16 protein-coding genes, 1 tRNA gene and 1 pseudogene are annotated in these 14,703 nt (G+C 62.7%); 14 read left to right on the top strand and 4 right to left on the bottom strand.

Annotation, left to right across the window (positions count from 1 at the left end):
• Both nuoN and QVG61_RS05175 read left to right on the top strand, forming a co-directional pair.
• Positions 1–1,443 carry an NADH-quinone oxidoreductase subunit NuoN gene (gene nuoN / locus QVG61_RS05170; protein ID WP_289932281.1) on the top strand — a complete coding sequence of 481 codons (1,443 nt, stop codon included), beginning with the start codon at positions 1–3 and terminating at the stop codon, positions 1,441–1,443.
• Positions 1,444–1,560: 117 nt separating this feature from the next.
• Positions 1,561–1,637 (top strand) — tRNA-Met (locus QVG61_RS05175).
• Between the two features lie 480 nt (positions 1,638–2,117).
• Here the strand turns inward: QVG61_RS05175 and QVG61_RS05180 are convergent.
• A pseudogene (locus tag QVG61_RS05180) lies at positions 2,118–2,274 on the bottom strand (IS3 family transposase); the annotation flags it as partial.
• A 303-nt stretch (positions 2,275–2,577) separates the two neighbouring features.
• Here QVG61_RS05180 and QVG61_RS05185 point away from each other — a divergent pair.
• Positions 2,578–3,534 (top strand): methyltransferase domain-containing protein, encoded by a 957-nt coding sequence (locus QVG61_RS05185; protein ID WP_289932282.1) that lies wholly within the window; start codon positions 2,578–2,580, stop codon positions 3,532–3,534.
• Positions 3,535–3,627: 93 nt separating this feature from the next.
• Here QVG61_RS05185 and QVG61_RS13645 read toward each other — a convergent pair whose 3' ends face one another.
• The 3 genes from QVG61_RS13645 to QVG61_RS05190 form a co-directional block, all read right to left on the bottom strand.
• Positions 3,628–3,726, bottom strand: a complete 99-nt coding sequence (locus QVG61_RS13645) for a hypothetical protein (protein WP_354671186.1) — start codon at positions 3,724–3,726, stop codon at positions 3,628–3,630.
• Between the two features lie 42 nt (positions 3,727–3,768).
• Positions 3,769–3,969: a leucine zipper domain-containing protein gene (locus tag QVG61_RS13650; RefSeq protein ID WP_354671187.1), complete on the bottom strand. Its 201-nt coding sequence runs from the start codon at positions 3,967–3,969 to the stop codon at positions 3,769–3,771.
• A 310-nt stretch (positions 3,970–4,279) separates the two neighbouring features.
• Positions 4,280–5,020, bottom strand: a complete 741-nt coding sequence (locus QVG61_RS05190; protein WP_289932283.1) for an SDR family NAD(P)-dependent oxidoreductase — start codon at positions 5,018–5,020, stop codon at positions 4,280–4,282.
• Positions 5,021–5,677: 657 nt separating this feature from the next.
• Here QVG61_RS05190 and QVG61_RS05195 point away from each other — a divergent pair.
• From QVG61_RS05195 to ccmI, 11 genes are all read left to right on the top strand, one after another.
• A complete protein-coding gene (locus QVG61_RS05195; RefSeq protein WP_289932284.1) occupies positions 5,678–6,967 on the top strand; it encodes a hypothetical protein in 1,290 nt (429 codons plus the stop codon).
• A complete protein-coding gene (locus tag QVG61_RS05200; RefSeq protein ID WP_289932285.1) occupies positions 6,954–7,493 on the top strand; it encodes a hypothetical protein in 540 nt (179 codons plus the stop codon). Before QVG61_RS05195 ends, QVG61_RS05200 begins: the two co-directional genes overlap by 14 nt.
• 221 nt (positions 7,494–7,714) lie before the next feature.
• Entirely contained in the window at positions 7,715–8,299 is a 585-nt protein-coding gene (ccmA, locus tag QVG61_RS05205) for a cytochrome c biogenesis heme-transporting ATPase CcmA (protein WP_289932286.1), read from the top strand.
• A 5-nt stretch (positions 8,300–8,304) separates the two neighbouring features.
• Positions 8,305–8,979: a heme exporter protein CcmB gene (ccmB, locus tag QVG61_RS05210; protein WP_354671208.1), complete on the top strand. Its 675-nt coding sequence runs from the start codon at positions 8,305–8,307 to the stop codon at positions 8,977–8,979.
• Between the two features lie 32 nt (positions 8,980–9,011).
• On the top strand, positions 9,012–9,758 hold the full coding sequence (locus tag QVG61_RS05215; protein WP_354671188.1) for a heme ABC transporter permease: 747 nt from the start codon (positions 9,012–9,014) through the stop codon (positions 9,756–9,758).
• Positions 9,755–9,925: a heme exporter protein CcmD gene (gene ccmD / locus QVG61_RS05220; protein WP_289932288.1), complete on the top strand. Its 171-nt coding sequence runs from the start codon at positions 9,755–9,757 to the stop codon at positions 9,923–9,925. The genes QVG61_RS05215 and ccmD overlap by 4 nt, the downstream gene beginning before the upstream one ends.
• Positions 9,922–10,368: a cytochrome c maturation protein CcmE gene (ccmE, locus tag QVG61_RS05225; protein ID WP_289932289.1), complete on the top strand. Its 447-nt coding sequence runs from the start codon at positions 9,922–9,924 to the stop codon at positions 10,366–10,368. Before ccmD ends, ccmE begins: the two co-directional genes overlap by 4 nt.
• Positions 10,365–12,344, top strand: coding sequence for a heme lyase CcmF/NrfE family subunit (locus QVG61_RS05230; protein ID WP_289932290.1), 1,980 nt, complete (start codon positions 10,365–10,367; stop codon positions 12,342–12,344). Before ccmE ends, QVG61_RS05230 begins: the two co-directional genes overlap by 4 nt.
• Positions 12,341–12,874: a DsbE family thiol:disulfide interchange protein gene (locus QVG61_RS05235; protein WP_289932291.1), complete on the top strand. Its 534-nt coding sequence runs from the start codon at positions 12,341–12,343 to the stop codon at positions 12,872–12,874. The genes QVG61_RS05230 and QVG61_RS05235 overlap by 4 nt, the downstream gene beginning before the upstream one ends.
• Positions 12,871–13,353, top strand: coding sequence for a cytochrome c-type biogenesis protein (locus QVG61_RS05240; protein ID WP_289932292.1), 483 nt, complete (start codon positions 12,871–12,873; stop codon positions 13,351–13,353). Before QVG61_RS05235 ends, QVG61_RS05240 begins: the two co-directional genes overlap by 4 nt.
• Entirely contained in the window at positions 13,350–14,615 is a 1,266-nt protein-coding gene (gene ccmI / locus QVG61_RS05245; protein WP_289932294.1) for a c-type cytochrome biogenesis protein CcmI, read from the top strand. The genes QVG61_RS05240 and ccmI overlap by 4 nt, the downstream gene beginning before the upstream one ends.
• Positions 14,616–14,703: the final 88 nt, after the last annotated feature.

Raw genomic sequence — 14,703 nt, forward strand, 5'->3', positions numbered from 1 at the left:
ATGAACCCTGTGATAGCCGATTTTGCACCCCTGGCCCCGGAGATCTTCGTCCTCGGCATGGCCTGTCTGGTGCTGGTCCTGGACCTGTTCATCAGCGACCGCAACCGCATCCTCACCTATGCCCTGGCACAGCTGACCCTGTTCGGGGCGCTGCTGCTGAACGTGCTGGGTGGCAGCGACGAGCGCCTGGTCACACTGTCCGGCAGCTATGTCTCCGATCCGATGGCGACCCTGGCCAAGAGCTTCGTGCTGCTGGTGGTGTTCGCGGTGTTCGCCTACAGCCGTGACTACCTGCGCGATCGGGCCCTGTTCAAGGGTGAGTACTATGTCCTCGGCCTGTTCGGCACCCTGGGCATGATGATCATGATCTCCGCTTACAGCCTGCTCACTCTCTACCTCGGGCTGGAGCTGCTGGCGCTGTCGCTCTATGCCCTGGTCGCCTTCAACCGCGACTCGCCGGCGGCATCCGAGGCGGCGATGAAGTACTTCGTGCTCGGCGCCCTGGCCTCCGGTCTGCTGCTCTATGGCATGTCCATCGTCTACGGCGTCACCGGCAGTCTGGAGATCGGGGTGGTGGCGGAGCGGATCGCGGCCATGTCCGAGATCAGCTTGCCGCTGATCTTCGCCCTGTCCTTCATCATCCTCGGGCTGGCCTTCAAGCTGGGTGCGGTGCCTTTCCACATGTGGATCCCCGACGTCTACCAGGGGGCACCGACCTGCGTCACCCTGTACATCGGCAGCGCGCCCAAGATCGCCGCCTTCGCCATGGCCATGCGCCTGCTGGCCGAGTCGCTGGGTGCCCTGCAGGCCGACTGGAGCGGCATGCTGGCGGTGCTGGCCGTGCTGTCGCTGGCGCTGGGCAACCTGGTGGCCATCGCCCAGAGCAACATCAAGCGCATGCTGGCCTACTCGACCATCTCCCACGTCGGCTTCCTGCTGCTCGGTATCCTCTCCGGCAACCAGGCCGGCTATGGTGCGGCACTGTTCTACGCCATCACCTACGCCATCATGGCGGCCGGCGGCTTCGGCATGGTGATCCTGTTGAGCCGTGCCGGCTTCGAGGCCGAGCGTCTGGAGGACTTCAAGGGGCTGAATGCGCGCAATCCCTGGTTCGCCTTCATGATGCTGCTGCTGATGTTCTCCATGGCCGGGGTGCCGCCGACGGTCGGTTTCTATGCCAAGCTGCTGGTGCTGGAGGCGGTGATCGATGTCGACATGCTGTGGCTGGCGCTGGTCGCCGTGTTCTTCTCCATCATCGGCGCCTTCTACTATCTGCGGGTCGTCAAGCTGATGTATTTCGATGTCCCCGAGGACGACCGGCCGCTGGCTGCCAACGCCGAGATGCAGGTGGCGCTCAGCATCAATGCGCTGGCCGTGCTGCTGCTCGGCCTCTTCCCGGGCGGGTTGATGCTGGCCTGCCTGGAAGCCATGCGTCTCGGCTGACCGCTTCGCCCCCCCTGCCTGGCCGGACTGCCAAGCCCTAGAAAATCAAAGGGATAAAAAAACTTCCTCAGGGTCTTGCAAAGCCCCGGGGCATTCATTAGAATGCCCAACTCCTGATGCGGGGTGGAGCAGTCTGGCAGCTCGTCGGGCTCATAACCCGAAGGTCGCAGGTTCAAATCCTGCCCCCGCTACCAAATTTCTTCAAAACAACGGCTTGCAGGTTCTTCTGCGAGCCGTTTTTTATTGCACGGGCTGAATCCGGCAGCCTCCTATGCGGGAGATTGCCGCTCCTGCCAGGGTGCCGCCATGCCCCGTAGGAGCGGCCTCCAGGCCGCGATCCCCGGCGCGCCCAGCCACGCCATCATCCGGGGTCCCGATACAATATGCAGCTAGCAGCCTGCTACGTTCGACAGGCTGCCAGCCCGGATATTGCACCAAGGCGGCGCGCATGATCGGAGTGCAGGCTGGTATACAAGGCCAGGAGGCTCGCAAATAGGCCCTCGTAGCGGGGTACACTTTGTGCCTATTCGATCTCAGAACGCATCTGGCTGCGCATCCTGGCCGATCCCCCTTGAACCCTGGCTACGGCTATACTTCTGCGGGTGATCGACCAAGCTGCTTTGCCAGCTCCGCCCTGAGAATCGAATCCTTGGTGCAATATCCGGGCTAGCTGCCCGGTCACTGTGATGGATCAGCCCCTCAGTCCCAGTCTGTGACCACAGCGCCTGCTCCAGCGCATCCAGCACTAATGAACCTCGCTACTCGCAAGCCGACAATGCGACGTGCGAAGACATCGATGACGAACGCCACGAAGACGACGCCGGCCCAGGTCAATGCGTCTGAAATTCGGGGAAGCTTACGGTGAGACCTGCCCTCTTTTGCTTGGCCAGCGGTTGCTGGACTTGGGCAAAAAGGGTGTTTATTCTTCCTATACGCTTATGTTAACGGGGCAGTGGTGTGCATTTGTATAAAAAGTTCCTGATCAATTCATTGCGGAACAATATGGCGAAGGGTATGGAAAGAATAAATGCCCTTTTTCATAAGTCTCGTGCTAGCTCCGATCAAGGAAGTCACCTGGCTCCACGCAGGATGAGCTCAGATCGGGGACACCGACAAATAAAAGTACGGAAGATCATGGACACTACAAAGTTTCTTGACGAGAAACCAAAAATAATATTTGAAAAGCGATTTGAGCAATGCCCGCTTTGCTTGGAAAGGGAGTTCCATCCCGATGGAAATATAGAATTTAATGAGCACAAGCTGGAATATAGTTTGTGCAGGCGTTGCGGACTAAAATTTTTAAATCCACCAATCAAAAAAGATGGCTACGTCAATATATACAAATATTTTTTCTGGAGCGAATTTGACATTAATAAAAATAAACTCAAAAAAATCAGCTTAAAAAAAGGTCGTGCTCATAACAAAGCAATTTACCACTCCGGTATGGTATCGGAAAATATCAGCATAAATGAAAAAACAAAAATTCTTGATGTCGGTTCTGGGTATGGGTATTTACTCACAGAGCTGAAAAAGCAATATGGATGCATAACACATGCGATAGAACCCGGGGAACAGGCAATTGCAGTCCTGAAAGAATCAGGCATTGAACATGTCGGAAGTGATGCTGATATTTTCTTTCAAGAAAACGCCGGAAATGTTTATGACATAATTTGTTTTGCATCATCTCTGATTAATTTCACCGATCCGGTTGAAATATTAAAGGGTGCAAATCGCAACCTGTCTGATGGAGGATACGTTTATATTCAGATAAACAATCCGTTGGCAAGAGGTGGCGAATCATTATGGCATCCTTTTTTAATGACACAGGAATGCCTTGAATTTTTACTGAAAAAGTGCGGTTTCAAACCAATAATCTGGGATTTTGACCCATCCCCGGACAAAAAATCAAAGCCGTTTAAATGGTGGATATCTGTGATTGCGAGGAAAGAACCCGTTAATGACTTCGAACTCCATCACTTTAATGTAGAAGAATATTTAGAGAGAAGAAAAAAAGGACAGGCCAATATCAGGAAAACCTATCAAGACAAGATATATATAAGGGAAAAAAGGAAGAGCCACCCAATGGTTTAGTTGGCGTAATGCCGGGTTAATATGGTCTTCAAAGTTTTTCCAAATTTTCAATAAAAAGGACTGAGCGGAAAAGTAGTGCTTATTGGTTTTGATTTATTGGGTATTCGCCCGAGTCAGTATGCGCCCGATGGTGCTATGGGGAATCCCCACTAACTGACATATCTGGCGATAGGTTTTACGCTTGCGTCGCAAGGCGACAATGCGCTGGTGGACTTGGAGGCTGTATTGGCGAGGTCACCGATGGGGCCGAGAGTTGCGGTCTTGTAGACTCGCCCAGCCCTCTTTGCGATATCGCTTCAGCCATTTGTAAGTGGTGCGCACACTCACGCCGCAGGCTTGGGCTGTTTCTACCGGGCGCAGGCCTTCTTCGGGGTTCCTGCGCACCAGGAGCTCTCGACCACGCGGCGTCAAACGGGCATTCTTGTGTATGTTCATCCGGGCTAGCCTGTCGGACTCAGGCGATCATAACGAGCAGGGTGGGAGAACGGCGCGAATCTCCACGATTTCGAGGCGCATCGTAGGCACTACGCAACGAGAAATCGGGGAGATTCGCGCCGTTCTCCCGCCGGCGCAGTAGATCAGTCCCTGGTCCGACAGACTCCTGGGCCTGTTGACGCCACGCCAATCGCGGCCTGGAGGCCGCTCCTGCCAGGGTGCCGCCATGCCCCGTAGGAGCGGCCTCCAGGCCGCGATTCCCGGCGGGCCCAGCCACGCCATCATCCGGGGTACCGATGCAATATCCGGGCTAGCGGCCGTACAAGCTGGCGTAGCCGTCGGGGTCGAGGATCTGGCGGATATCGACGAAGCTGCCGCTGGGGTACTTCTTCAGCTCGGGAAGGACCGAGACGAGTCGTGTGGCGGCCTCGAGCGGCCCGGGCATGACCTCGGTGCCGCGTGCCTGGCGCAACCGCTGCAGTGCCGGGAAGGCCTCGGCGTCGGCGTCCTCGCACAGGTGGTCCATCATCGGCGTGTCGATGATGCCGGGCGCCAGCGCGCTGATGTGGGTGTCCGGAAACTCGTGGGCGTAGAGCTTCGCCAGCATGTTCAGCGCTGCCTTGGACAGGGCGTATCCACCCCAGCCCTTGTTGCCCAGCACGGCGGCGCCGGAGGAGATCATGACCACCTGGCCCAGCGGCCGGCCCCAGCCATGCAGCCAGTCCATGACGGCTTTATTGGCCCAGAGGTTCACCTCCATGATCTGCCGGAGGCTCTCGAGCGGCGTCTCGACCAGTCTGCGGATTTCACCCAGGACGCCGGCGTTGAGGATCACGAGATCAAGCGCCTCCAGCCCACCGAGCAGGCCTTGCAGTGCCCCGGGCAGGGCAGCGAAGTCGGTGAGGTCGCAGCGCAGGTCATGTATGCCGGACAGGTCGCATCCGCGGCGGCTGCAGCCGTACACCGACCAGCCGTTTTCGAGCAGATGCTGCGCGAGCCCATGGCCGAAGCCGGAGCTCGTGCCGGTGATGAAAGCGGTTTTCCTGATCATGCGTCCAAATGGTACGAAAAAAATGGTATCCCGTGCCAACGATTCTTTTGATCGCTAGCCTGGATGTTGCACCAAGGATTCGATGCCCAGGGCGGAGCTGGCAAAGCAGGTTGGTCGATCACCCGCAGAAGCATAGCCGTAGCTAGGGTTCAAGAGGGATCGGCCAGGATGCGCAGCCAGATGCTTTCTGAGATCGAATAGGCACAAACCGTAACAGGGCACAATCGCTCGCAGAGGGAATCACTGCCTTGATAAATACCGGATAAATTACGCATTCAAGGCCGCCTTCGTGCAATATGCGGGCTAGCGGATATTGCAAGGCGGCCCGCATGATCGGCGTGCAGACTGGCAAATGGGTCGGGAACTCGTAACCCGGCTTTGTGCCTGTTCGATTGACCCCGGGCATTGCCCGCCGCGATCGAGGCGCAAGGGGTACCCGCCATCCTGCCACCCCGGCCCACGGAGCCTGCCACAAACCGTACCCCGCCGTGAGGAGCCTTTTGCGAGCCTCCCGGCCTTGTATGTCAGTCTGCACTCCGATGCGGGCCGCCTTGGTGCAATATCCGGGCTAGGTGCTATGTCAGTCAGACCGTTGCCTTTCTCTTCGCCAATGGTATAGGCTGACCGGGACGGCAGGGCGGCCGAAGGAGAGCTTCGATGGTTCAATGGGATCTGCGTCGTATTGCGAGCCGGCTGTTGTTCATCGGCCTGGGGATACAGTTCTGGGCGTCCCCGGTCTCCGCCATGCCGGAATTCGCCCGCAAGTACAGCCTGAGCTGTGCCGCCTGCCATGCCGCCTTTCCGCGGCTGAACAAGTTTGGTGAGCATTTCCGTGACAGCAACATGCGGCTGCCGAACTGGAAGGACAACACCGTCAAGACCGGCGACGAGCGGCTGGCACTGCCGCCCTATCCGCCGCTGGCGGTGCGCGCCCAGGCCTATGTTCAGGCGCGTGACGGTCGATCCATCGATCCCCTGACCGGCGTCAGCGAGAATGCCAGCACGGATTTCCAGTCGCCCTATCTGATCAAGCTGTTGTCCAGTGCGCCGCTCAGCGATCACATCAGCTACTATTTCTACGGCATCCTGGCGGAGAAGGGCGGCAACGGCCAGGTGATCGTGGAGGACGCCTGGTTCCGCCATGACGATATCTTCGGCAGTGGCGTCGGCATGATGCTGGGTCAGTTCCAGGTCTCCGACCTGATGTTCGCCCGCGAGACACGACTTTCGTTCCAGGACTTCATGGCCTATCGCATGGCCGGCATCACCTATGACCGGGGCGTGCTCTTCGACCGCGGCCTGGGGCCCATCGACCTGGCACTCGGCCTGGTCAACGGCAACGGCATCGAGGACAACCTGAACATCAACAGCCCGGGCTATCGCCGGCCGGACAAGATGTTCGACAACGACAATTCCAAGACCCTGTTCGGTCGCATCGGTGGCGAGCTGGGACCGGTGCGGCTGGGGCTGTTCGGCCTGTCCGGCAAGCAGCGCAACGCCACCGGGGCGGCGGGTCTCGACAGCGGCAGCCGCAATACCGACAAGCGGGCCTATGGGCTCGATCTGTCCGGGGTGATCGCCGGCAAGGCCTACTGGTTCGGCCAGTATCTGTGGAACGAGTGGGACGGGTTCCTCAGCCAGGGACGGAACTACCAGTGGCAGGGCGGCTTCCTCGGCCTCGACTACATCGCCAATGACCGCTGGGCCTTTTCCGCGCTCTACAACTATGCCGATGCGGGTGATCTGGCTAATACCGACACCATCTATGAGGGTATCGACATCAACAGCCTGTCGCTGACCGCCAGCTACTATTTCATGCGCAACGTCAAGGGCGTGGCCGAGGCCAACATCGACTTCCTGGATGAACAGTCCCGGACCGGCAGCTACTACACCGGCCACCTGAGCAAGGAAAACTACATCCTCTTCGGTTTCGATGCGGCCTTCTGAGTTTTTTCGTCCGCTGTTCGCCGCCGGCCTGCTGCTTGCGGCGCCGCTTGCCGTCGCTGCTGACGGCTTGAAGCTGCATCGGCTGCTCGTCGAGTCCGAACCGCCGGGTGCCGAGGTCCACGCCATCGGTGGCCGTCTGGGTGTCACGCCCCTCAGCATCCCTGAACGGGCGATCTACCCCAACGACTATCCCGACGAGCGCCTCTCCTGGTACGGGGTGATCGAACTGCGCCATCCGGACTGCCGCCCCTGGCGGCACCGCGTCACCCTGGAGGACATCGGTCAAGGGCTGCAGGCAAGGCTGGAATGCGAGCGTCAGGCGCCGGTTTCGCCGCCATCCGCGCGGAAGACGGCCAGTCCCCGGGCACCGGTGGCAGGTTCGGGGAAAGCAGGGGGTGGCGAGGCGCTGTCCGTCCGCCGCCTGCGCCAGCTCAGGGTCCTCCAGGAACTGCTCGACGACGGTCTGATCTCCGCGGCGGAAGAAGCCGCGATCCGCCGCCGCATCCTGCTCAGGGTCGAAGAATAAGCGTCTGATCCTTGTGTGATTCTTGATCGGCGTCAAGGCAGGGCCGCCTTCCCGCTGGCAGCGGGCGGTTTGCGCGGAGACGGGCTGCCGGGGGCGACGCTTTCCGGTATGATGCCGGCCATGGATCTACCGACCAAACCCGCCTGAGGCCTGTCCGCCGAGGCCATTCGAGACCGATGTCGAATTCCGAGATTTGCCTGTCAGCCAGGGGCGTCAGCTGCATGCGCAACGAGCGGCTGCTGTTCCAGGGGCTGGATTTCGAGCTGTGCCCGCACCAGGCACTGCTGGTCGAGGGCCGCAACGGCAGCGGCAAGACCACCCTGCTGCGGGTGCTCTGCGGTATCCGCGAGGCCGACGAGGGCGAAATTCTCTGGGCTGGGGAACCAATCGGCAATCAGCTTGCCGAATACCACGGCGAGGTCGCCTACATCGGCCATCTGGACGGCATCAAACGGGATCTTACGGTGCTGGAGAATCTGCAGATGGCCTGTGCGCTCGGGCGGCCCAGTGGCATGTCGCTGGAGGAGGCGCTGGAACGGGTGGTGCTGCCGGGTTACGAGGACACCCCGGCACACAGCCTGTCGGCGGGACAGCGGCGCCGGGTGGCCCTGGCGCGGCTGCTGGTGACCGAGGCCCGGCTGTGGATCCTCGACGAGCCCTTCACGGCCCTCGACCGGCACGGGATCGCCCTGTTCGAACGGCTGCTGGAGGAACACGTGGCTGCCGGCGGCATGCTGGTGGTGACCGCCCATCACGAGGTGCGCCTGAACGATGTGGCGCTGCAACGGATCGACCTGTCGGCATGAATGAGCTGTCACTGTCACGGGCCTTCGCCAGCCTGCTGCGCCGCGATCTGGTGCTGACCTACCGGCGGCGTGCGGAGGCGATCAATCCGCTGTTCTTCTTCCTTCTGGTGGTGACCCTGTTCCCGCTGGGGGTGGGTGCCGATGCCCGCTTGCTGCAGTCGATGGGACCCGGCGTGATCTGGGTGGCGGCGCTGCTCGCGGCGATGCTCTCGCTGGACGGCATCTTCCGTTCCGACTTCGACGACGGCACGCTGGAACAGCTGGTCCTCAGCCCGCACCCTCTGTCGGTGCTGGTGCTGGCCAAGGTCATCGCCCACTGGCTGGTGACCGGTTTGCCGCTGCTGGTGATGGCGCCGCTGCTGGCGGTGCTGCTCGGCCTGTCCGCCGAGGCGACCTGGATCCTGATGATCACCCTGGCGCTCGGGACCCCGGTGCTGAGCCTGGTCGGGGCCATCGGTGTGGCGCTCACCGTCGGCCTGCGCCGCGGTGGGGTGCTGCTGTCGCTGCTGGTGCTGCCGCTGTACGTGCCGGTACTGATCTTTGCCAGCAATGCCGTGCAGGGTGCCACGGCCGGTTTGCCGGTCGACGGCCAGTTGTATATGTTGGGTGCGTTTTTGCTGCTGGCACTGGTGCTCACCCCCTTGCCGACCGCAGCGGCGCTGCGTATCAGTCTGTCCTAGGGCTGTGAACAGGTCCTAGCGACGCGGAGCTCATGACGACCATGATGGCTTTCTTCCACAAACTGGCTTCACCCCCGCACTTCTACCGCATTTCCGGCCGCTGGCTGCCCTGGCTGGGTGGTCTGTTCGCCATCCTGCTGATCGCCGGTCTCTATGACGGTCTGGTGCTGGCGCCCGCCGACTACCAGCAGGGTGACAGTTTCCGCATCATGTACGTGCACGTCCCCGCGGCCTGGATGTCGCTGTTCATCTACATGGTGATGGCCGGCGCCGGCGCCATTGCCCTGGTATGGCGCATCAAGCTGGCCGAGATCGTTGCCATCAGCAGCGCCCCGATCGGTGCCAGCTTCACCTTCCTGGCCCTGGTCACCGGTTCCATCTGGGGCAAGCCCATGTGGGGTGCCTGGTGGGTGTGGGATGCGCGGCTGACCTCGGAACTCATCCTGCTGTTCCTCTATCTGGGGGTGATGGGGCTGTACGGCGCCATCGAGGACCGGCGCATCGCCTCCCGTGCGGTAGCCATCCTGGCGCTGGTCGGGGTGGTCAACATCCCCATCATCCATTACTCGGTGGAGTGGTGGAATACCCTGCACCAGGGACCCACGGTGACCAAGTTCGACAAGCCGTCGATCGCCCTCAGCATGCTGGTTCCGTTGCTGCTGATGGGCGTGGCCTTCAAGATCTTCTACATCATCGCCCTGCTGATGCGCGTTCGCTGCGAACTGCTCGACCGCGAACGCAGCAGCAAATGGGTGGCTGACCTGCTGGAGCTCAAATGAACCTGTCCGAATTCTTTCACATGGGTGGCTATGCGGCCTACGTCTGGAGTTCCTATGCCCTGGCGGCAGTGGTGCTGGGGCTGAACCTGTGGTTGCCGGCGCGGCGCCTGCAGCAGCTGAAGAAGACGCTGCGCCGCCGGGCGCAGCTGGCGGAGCGACGCGCATGACCCCGGCCCGCAAGAAACGCCTGCTGCTGATCGGTCTGATGGTCCTGGGCGTGGTGATCGCCACCGGTTTCGCCCTGACCGCCTTCAACCGCAACATGATGTTCTTCTTCTCGCCCAGCGAGGTGGTGGCCGGCAAGGCACCGACCGGTGCGCTGTTCCGCATCGGCGGGCTGGTGGTCAACGGCACCCTGGAGCGGCCGGGCGACGGCATGACCGTACGCTTCGACCTGACCGACAACAAGGCGGTGGTGAGGGTCGAGTATACCGGCATCCTGCCCGACCTGTTCCGCGAGGGGCAGGGCATCGTCGCCAAGGGGCGTCTGCGCCCGGACGGGGTGTTCGTCGCCGACGAGGTGCTGGCCAAGCATGACGAGAACTACATGCCGCCGGAGGTGGCGGAGATGATGAAGGAAAGCGGTGCCCATCCGGAGGCCGGCCAATGATCCCCGAGATCGGCCACTTCGCCCTGATCCTGGCGCTGTGCATGGCGCTGGTGCAGTCCACCCTGCCGGTGATCGGCGCGGCACGCGGCATCCCTTCCTGGATTGCCGTCGCCCGTCCCGCGGTCTGGGCACAGCTGCTGTTCATGCTGGTGGCCTACGGCAGCCTGACCTATGCCTTCATCGTTCACGACTTCTCGGTGCGCTATGTGGCAGGGAACTCCAACGCCCAACTGCCGCTGATGTATCTGATCTCCGGGGTCTGGGGTGCGCACGAGGGCTCGCTGTTGCTCTGGGCCCTGGTGCTCTCGCTGTGGACGGCGGGTGTGGCCCTGTTCAGCCGCAGCGTGCCCGAGACCATGCTGGCCCGGGTGCTCGGCGTCATGGGCATGGTCAGCGTCGGTTTTCTGCTCTTCCTGCTGATCACCTCCAACCCCTTCGAGCGCCTGTTCCCGGCGCCGCTGGAAGGGCGTGACCTCAATCCGCTGCTGCAGGATCCGGGTCTGGCCTTCCATCCGCCGATGCTCTACATGGGCTACGTCGGCTTCTCGGTGGCCTTTGCCTTCTCCATCGCCGGCATGCTCGGCGGGCGGCTGGATGCGGCCTGGGCCCGCTGGTCGAGGCCCTGGACCACCATCGCCTGGGTATTCCTGACCCTCGGCATCACCCTCGGCAGCTGGTGGGCCTACTACGAGCTGGGCTGGGGCGGCTGGTGGTTCTGGGATCCGGTCGAGAACGCCTCCTTCATGCCCTGGCTGGTGGGTACCGCGCTGATGCACTCCCTGGCCGTCACCGAGAAGCGTGGTGCCTTCAAGGCCTGGACCGTGCTGTTGGCGATCTTCAGCTTTTCGCTCAGCCTGCTCGGCACGTTCCTGGTCCGTTCCGGCGTGCTGACCTCGGTACATGCCTTTGCCAGTGATCCGGCGCGTGGTGTCTTCATCCTCATCTTCCTGGTCGCGGTGGTGGGTTCCTCGCTGGCGCTCTATGCCTGGCGCGCGCCGCAGATTCGCAGCGAGGTCGGTTTCCGCCTGGTCTCGCGCGAAACCGCACTGCTGGTCAACAACGTCCTGCTGGTGGTGCTGGCCGCCAGCATCCTGCTCGGCACCCTCTATCCGCTGATCGTCGATGCCCTGGGCATCGGCAAGATCTCCGTCGGACCGCCGTACTTCGACAGCATCTTCGTGCCGTTGACCATTCCGCTGGCGTTGCTGGTGGGTGTCGGTGCCCTGCTGCGCTGGAAGCAGGACAGCCTGGCCCGGATCTGGGCGCGGCTGCGCCTGTCTGCGGTGTTCAGCCTGGCCGGCGGTGTTGGCCTCGCCCTGCTGGCACCGGAGTTCCGCTTCTCCGCGGCACTGGGGCTGGTGCTGGCGCTGTGGATCACCCTCACCACCCTGCGCGGTCTGGCCGATCGCCTGCCCGCGCGCCGCGGGCTGTGGACCGGCGTGCGTGCCGTACCCCGTGCCTTCTATGGCATGAGCATCGCCCATGTCGGCATTGCCGTGTTCATCGTCGGTATCACCCTGACCACGGTCTACTCCGAGGAGAAGGACATCCGTCTGGCGCCCGGCGAGTCCTTCGAGATGGGCGGTTATGCGTTCCGCTTCGAGGGCGTCCGCCACAGCGAAGGGCCCAACTACACGGCCGACGAGGGACGGGTGCTGGTCTTCCGCGACGGCCAGCAGGTGGCCGAGCTGAAGCCGGAGAAGCGTATCTACCGGGTGCAGCGCATGCCGATGACCGAGGCGGCCATCGATGCCGGCCTGACCCGTGACCTGTTCGTGGCCCTGGGCGAGCCGCTGGGTGAGGCGGGTGCCTGGAGCCTGCGCCTCTATCACAAGCCCTTCATCCGCTGGATCTGGTTCGGCTGCCTGTTCATGGCCATCGGTGGCTTGCTGGCGGCCACCGACCGGCGCTACCGGCTGGAGGCTCGGCGTGCGGCGGCCTCGACCGCGGCGCCCCTGGCGGAGGTGGCCTCATGAATCGTTATCTGTTGCCGCTCGGTATCTTCGCTGTGCTGGTCGTGCTGCTGGCCGTCGGCCTTGGCCTCGACCCGCGCAAGGTGCCCTCGCCGCTGATCGACAAGCCCGCGCCGGCCTTCAGTCTGCCGCGCCTCCACCAGCCGGAGCAGAGCATCGGCACGGCCGACATGAAGGGCAAGGTCTGGTTGCTCAACGTCTGGGCCTCCTGGTGCAGCGCCTGCCGTTCCGAGCACCCGCTGGTCATCGAACTGGGACGGCGTGCCGGTATCGAGATCGTCGGCCTCGATTACAAGGACCAGCGCGAGGATGCCCTGCGCTGGCTGAGAATGCTTGGCGATCCCTACACCTCCATCGCCTTCGATGCCGATGGGCGGGTCGGTATCGACTGGGGGGTGTATGGCGTGCCCGAGTCCTTTCTGATCGACAAGCAGGGCATCATCCGCTACAAGCAGATCGGTCCCATCGACCGCGAGTCGCTGGAGGAGACCTTGCTGCCGATGATCCGCCAATTGCAGGAGGAACCCGCATGAGGGCGCTGCTGGGAAGCCTGTTCCTGATACTGATGCTGTCCGCCGGCCTGGCGCGGGCAGCGATCGAGATCCACAGTTTCAACGATCCGGCAGAGGAGGCGCGTTATCGGCAGCTGATCAGCGAGCTGCGCTGCCTGGTCTGTCAGAACCAGAATCTGGCGGAATCCAACGCCGACCTGGCGCGCGACCTGCGCCAGCAGACTTACGAGATGATCGAGCAGGGCAAGAGCGATGAGGAGATCATCGACTACATGGTGAACCGCTATGGCGACTTCGTCCTCTACCGCCCGCCCTTCAAGTCCACCACCCTGCTGCTCTGGCTGGGCCCCTTCCTGCTCTTCGCCGTGGGTTTCCTGGTGATGCTGGGTGTGGTGCGCAAGCGGGCACGGGCCGCGGGTCCGTCGCTGGACGAGGCGGCCCGCCAGCGGGCCCGGGAGCTGCTCGGCGAGGGTGAGGAGAAGGAGTCGAAACCGTCATGACCATCTTCTGGTTGAGTGCCTCGGCCATGGTGTTGCTGGCCCTGGCCATCCTCGCTCCCGCACTGCTGCGTCGGGGGCAGGTCCGCGAGCTGGATCGTGACCAGCAGAACGTGGCCATCGCCCGCGAACGCCTGGCCGAGCTGCGCGTCGAATACGAAGCCGGGCAGCTCTCGGAGGAGGCCTTCCGCTCCACCCGCGAGGAACTGGAGCTGATGCTGCTGACCGATCTCGAACCCGCTGCGCGCCAGGCCGTGGCCGTGGCCGAGGGTCGGGGGCGCTGGATGTTGCCCGTGCTGGCCCTCGCCGTGCCGCTGATGGCGGTCTCGCTGTATCTCGCGCTCGGCAACCCCGATCTGATCGAGCCGCCGGAGACGCCGGTGGCGGCCGGGGGGCATGACGGCACATCTGGCAAGATGCCGTCGGTGGATGCCATGCTCGAGGCCCTGGTGCAGCGCCTGCAGCAGGAGCCGGACAATGCGCGCGGCTGGTACCTGCTGGCGCGCAGCTACATGTCGCTGGGTCGATACGAAGAGGCCGTGAAGGCCTTCGAGCGCCTGCATGCCCTGGTCGGCGATCAGCCGGGCGTGCTCACCGGGCTGGCCGATGCCCTGGCCATGACCCAGGGGGCGCGCCTCTCCGGGCGTCCCTTCGAGCTGTTGCAGAAGGCGCTGGAGATTCAGCCGGACGATCCCACCGCGCTCTGGCTGACCGGTCAGGCCTACATGGAGCAGGGCAAGCCGCGTGAAGCCCTGGAACACTGGCAGCGGCTGGATGCCCTGCTTGCCGACCAGCCCGAGAGTCAGGCCGAGCTGCGGCAGCTGATGGCCCGCGCCGAACAACAGTTGCGTGACGCCGGCGAGGCCCTGCCCGAGCCCGTGGTGAAAACGACCACCTCCCGTCAGCCGGCTGCCGGGGCGGTGAGCCTCAAGGTACGGATCGAACTGGACCCGGCACTGGCCGGCAAGATCGATCCCGAGGCGCCGCTGTTCATCTATGCCAAGGCCCTCGAGGGGCCACCGATGCCGCTGGCCGCGGTGCGCAAGCAGGTCAAGGATCTGCCGCTGGAGGTGGTGCTGGATGACCGCATGGCGATGATGCCGGCGATGCGCCTGTCGGCTTTCAAGGAGGTCAGGGTAGGGGCGCGCGTCTCGCTGTCTGGTGATCCGGTCGCCCACAGCGGTGACCTCTTCGGCGAGCTGGCGCCGGTGGCCGTGGATTCGAAGACGCCCATCGCGATCCGCATCGATCAGCGGGTGCCCTGAGACCGGGCCGCGAAAGAGAAGCCAAGGCACTGGCGGCCGCTCCCACAGGCAGGCGTTACCCTCCCGACTTCGTGGGGCGGCCGCCGGG

Source organism: Thiohalobacter sp. IOR34 (genome assembly GCF_030406045.1).
In the GTDB taxonomy this organism is placed as follows: Bacteria; Pseudomonadota; Gammaproteobacteria; order Thiohalobacterales; family Thiohalobacteraceae.

Coding starts and splice junctions, on each gene's coding strand:
- nuoN (WP_289932281.1), top strand. CDS start 1: ATGAACCCTGTGATAGCCGATTTTGCACCCCTGGCCCCGGAGATCTTC.
- QVG61_RS05185 (WP_289932282.1), top strand. CDS start 2,578: ATGGACACTACAAAGTTTCTTGACGAGAAACCAAAAATAATATTTGAA.
- QVG61_RS13650 (WP_354671187.1), bottom strand. CDS start 3,969: ATGAACATACACAAGAATGCCCGTTTGACGCCGCGTGGTCGAGAGCTC.
- QVG61_RS05190 (WP_289932283.1), bottom strand. CDS start 5,020: ATGATCAGGAAAACCGCTTTCATCACCGGCACGAGCTCCGGCTTCGGC.
- QVG61_RS05195 (WP_289932284.1), top strand. CDS start 5,678: ATGGTTCAATGGGATCTGCGTCGTATTGCGAGCCGGCTGTTGTTCATC.
- QVG61_RS05200 (WP_289932285.1), top strand. CDS start 6,954: ATGCGGCCTTCTGAGTTTTTTCGTCCGCTGTTCGCCGCCGGCCTGCTG.
- ccmA (WP_289932286.1), top strand. CDS start 7,715: ATGCGCAACGAGCGGCTGCTGTTCCAGGGGCTGGATTTCGAGCTGTGC.
- QVG61_RS05215 (WP_354671188.1), top strand. CDS start 9,012: ATGACGACCATGATGGCTTTCTTCCACAAACTGGCTTCACCCCCGCAC.
- ccmD (WP_289932288.1), top strand. CDS start 9,755: ATGAACCTGTCCGAATTCTTTCACATGGGTGGCTATGCGGCCTACGTC.
- ccmE (WP_289932289.1), top strand. CDS start 9,922: ATGACCCCGGCCCGCAAGAAACGCCTGCTGCTGATCGGTCTGATGGTC.
- QVG61_RS05230 (WP_289932290.1), top strand. CDS start 10,365: ATGATCCCCGAGATCGGCCACTTCGCCCTGATCCTGGCGCTGTGCATG.
- QVG61_RS05235 (WP_289932291.1), top strand. CDS start 12,341: ATGAATCGTTATCTGTTGCCGCTCGGTATCTTCGCTGTGCTGGTCGTG.
- QVG61_RS05240 (WP_289932292.1), top strand. CDS start 12,871: ATGAGGGCGCTGCTGGGAAGCCTGTTCCTGATACTGATGCTGTCCGCC.
- ccmI (WP_289932294.1), top strand. CDS start 13,350: ATGACCATCTTCTGGTTGAGTGCCTCGGCCATGGTGTTGCTGGCCCTG.